Here is a 2,901-nt window from a genome sequence, read left to right as displayed (position 1 = left end):
TCGGTCAACGGAGCGGCGTCGAGCGCGCGGTCGGCCGGCGCGTCGGTCGCCGCGGCGCCGGTGCCGGTCTCGTCGAGGGTGCTTGCCATGTCGGTGGGTGCTCGCTAACATCGGGAATCGAGTTAGTGCACACTAACCGAAATTCCGTGCTCCGCACAAGAGGCGCGCGGTCGACGAAGACAGGCGGAGCGGATGACGACCCTCACGACGGGCATCGACCCCTCGAGCGACACGGCGCGCCGCAACGCCGAGGCGCACGCGGAGCTCGTCCGCGAACTCCGCGAGAAGCTCGCGACCGCGGCGCTCGGCGGGCCCGAGGCATCCCGGGAGCGGCATGTCGCCCGCGGCAAGCTGCTGCCGCGTGACCGCGTCGACCGGCTGCTCGACGAGGGCAGCCCGTTCCTCGAGCTCTCGCCGCTCGCCGCCGACGGGATGTACGGCGGCGATTCGCCGGGCGCCGGCATCATCACGGGCGTCGGCCTCGTGCACGGCCGACCTGTCGTGGTCGTCTGCAACGACGCCACGGTCAAGGGCGGCACCTACTACCCGATGACGGTGAAGAAGCACCTTCGCGCGCAGGAGGTCGCTCAGGAGCACGGCCTGCCGTGCATCTACCTCGTCGACTCGGGCGGCGCGTTCCTGCCCAAGCAGGACGAGGTGTTCCCCGACCGCGAGCACTTCGGACGCATCTTCTACAACCAGGCGCAGCTGTCGTCGCGACGCATCCCGCAACTGGCGGCCGTGCTCGGCTCGTGCACGGCCGGCGGCGCCTACGTGCCTGCGATGAGCGACGAGAGCGTGATCGTGCGCGACCAGGGCACGATCTTCCTCGGCGGGCCGCCCCTCGTGAAGGCCGCCATCGGCGAGGTCGTCACCCCCGAGGAGCTCGGCGGCGGCGACCTGCACTCGCGCATCTCCGGGGTCACCGACCACCTGGCCGACGACGACGAGCACGCCCTCGAACTGGTCCGCGACATGGTGGCGACGCTGCCCGCTCCGCAGGCGCGTGCCTGGACGGTTCGGGAGTCGCGACCGCCGGCCGTCGATCCCGCCGGCCTCGCCGCCGCCGTACCGGTCGACGTGCAGCAGCCCTACGACGTGCACGAGGTCATCGCGCGGCTGGTCGACGACAGCGAGTTCAGCGAGTTCAAGCCCGAGTACGGCGACACGCTCGTCACGGGCTTCGCGCACCTCGACGGCCACCCCGTGGGCATCGTGGCGAACAACGGGGTGCTCTTCAGCGAGTCGGCCATGAAGGGCGCGCACTTCATCGAACTGTGCGACCAGCGCGGCATCCCGCTCGTCTTCCTCCAGAACATCTCGGGGTTCATGGTCGGCCGCGATGCGGAGGCGGGCGGCATCGCCAAGCACGGTGCCAAGATGGTCACCGCCGTGGCCACGACGCGGGTCCCGAAGCTGACGGTCGTCATCGGCGGGTCGTTCGGCGCGGGCAACTACTCCATGTGCGGGCGCGCCTACTCGCCGCGCTTCCTGTTCATGTGGCCGAACGCGCGCATCTCCGTGATGGGCGGCGAGCAGGCGGCATCCGTGCTCGCGACCGTCAAGCGCGACCAGCTGGCCGTAAAGGGCGAGGAGTGGTCGGATGCCGCCGAGCAGGCGTTCCGGGCGCCCATCCGCGAGCAGTACGAGCACCAGGGCAGCCCCTACCACTCCACGGCGCGGCTGTGGGATGACGGGATCATCGACCCGGCGGACACCCGCACGGTGCTCGCGATGGCGCTGGAGCTCGCGAGCCGAACGCCGCTGCCCGAGCCGCGGTTCGGCCTGTTCCGCATGTGACCGTCTTCAGGAACCGGACCCAGCGGCCGCCTTCGTGACCTCGCGCACGGCCTCGTCCACCCCGCCGTTCCACGGCGTGCCATGACCGGGCAGCACCCAGGTCGCACCGAGTCCGACGAGGCGCTGCAGCGACGCGATCGCCTCATGGGGATCGTCGGTGAAGGGCGCCGGCTGCGGACCTCGTTCGCCGGTGAGCACGTGCCGGGTGGTGAGCGCGTCGCCGACGAAGACGGCGTCGACGGCGGGAACGTGGATCGCGATGCTGCCGGGGGAGTGCCCGGGCATGCCGATCACGCGAGGCGCACCGGGAAGATCGAGCACGTCGCCGTCGTGCACGTCGACCACCTCGGCGACCGGCGTGGTGCGCAAGCCGTTCTTGCGGAGTGCGTACCAGAGGAAGCCCGCGGTGGCGCCGATCTTCATGTGCCCCCACTCGGGCTTCGTGGAGACCTCGCCACGGGCGCGCGCCGCGTCGGCCTCGTGCACGAAGATCGGTACGCCGTGATCGCGGCGGAGGCGCTCGGCGAAACCGATGTGATCGCTGTCACCGTGCGTGAGCACGACGCCGCGGACATCGTCGACCGACCGGCCCATGCCGGCGAGCTCGGTCGTGAACTCCTTCCACTGGCCCGCGAGGCCGGCGTCGATGACGGTGACGCCCTCGGGGGTGTCGACGAGGTACACGGCAACGACGTCGTTGCCGATGCGGTGGAGTGAAGGTGCCAGTTGCATCGCGAAATCCGATCTGGTGGAGGGGTGGACGATGGCTATGCTACATAGCTATGATGGCTACGGTCAATAGCCACCAATGATCGGAGTCGCGATGCCCACACCCGACCGCACCTCGCTCGAGGCGATCGTCGAGGCCGGGCGAGCGCTGCTCGAGGCCGATGGCCTCGACGGCCTCACCATGCAGGCGGTGGCCGACCGAGTCGGCGTCCGCGCGCCGTCGCTCTACAAGCGTGTCCGCAATCGCGACGCGCTCGTCGCCCGCATCGCCGAGGCCACGCTCCAGGACCTGAGCGCGCGCCTCGAGCACGTGGGTGATCTCGTGCCCGGCACTGACGCGGCCGCGGAGCTGGCCCGGCTCGCCAGGGCCGT

At 70.7% G+C, this 2,901-nt stretch carries 3 protein-coding genes; 2 read left to right on the top strand and 1 reads right to left on the bottom strand.

Annotation, left to right across the window (positions count from 1 at the left end; translation table 11 throughout):
* Nucleotides 1–192 precede the first annotated feature (192 nt).
* The gene (locus GH736_RS20390; protein ID WP_159606581.1) at nucleotides 193–1,800 is read left to right on the top strand and encodes a carboxyl transferase domain-containing protein; all 1,608 of its coding nucleotides are present in this window, start codon (nucleotides 193–195) and stop codon (nucleotides 1,798–1,800) included.
* Between the two features lie 6 nt (nucleotides 1,801–1,806).
* On the opposite strand, the gene GH736_RS20385 is transcribed toward GH736_RS20390, so the two are convergent.
* On the bottom strand, nucleotides 1,807–2,532 hold the full coding sequence (locus GH736_RS20385; protein ID WP_159606579.1) for an MBL fold metallo-hydrolase: 726 nt from the start codon (nucleotides 2,530–2,532) through the stop codon (nucleotides 1,807–1,809).
* 91 nt (nucleotides 2,533–2,623) lie between these two features.
* On the opposite strand from GH736_RS20385, the gene GH736_RS20380 reads away from it, so the two are divergent.
* Nucleotides 2,624–2,901: TetR/AcrR family transcriptional regulator (locus tag GH736_RS20380; RefSeq protein ID WP_159606577.1), on the top strand; the 278-nt coding region annotated here is incomplete at its 3' end.

It is taken from the genome of Agromyces humi (assembly GCF_009720255.1).
GTDB classification, from domain to species: Bacteria; Actinomycetota; Actinomycetes; order Actinomycetales; family Microbacteriaceae; genus Agromyces; species Agromyces humi.
Note: the sequence above shows the minus strand (reverse complement) of the source record. Positions and strands in the feature narration are given on the sequence as shown.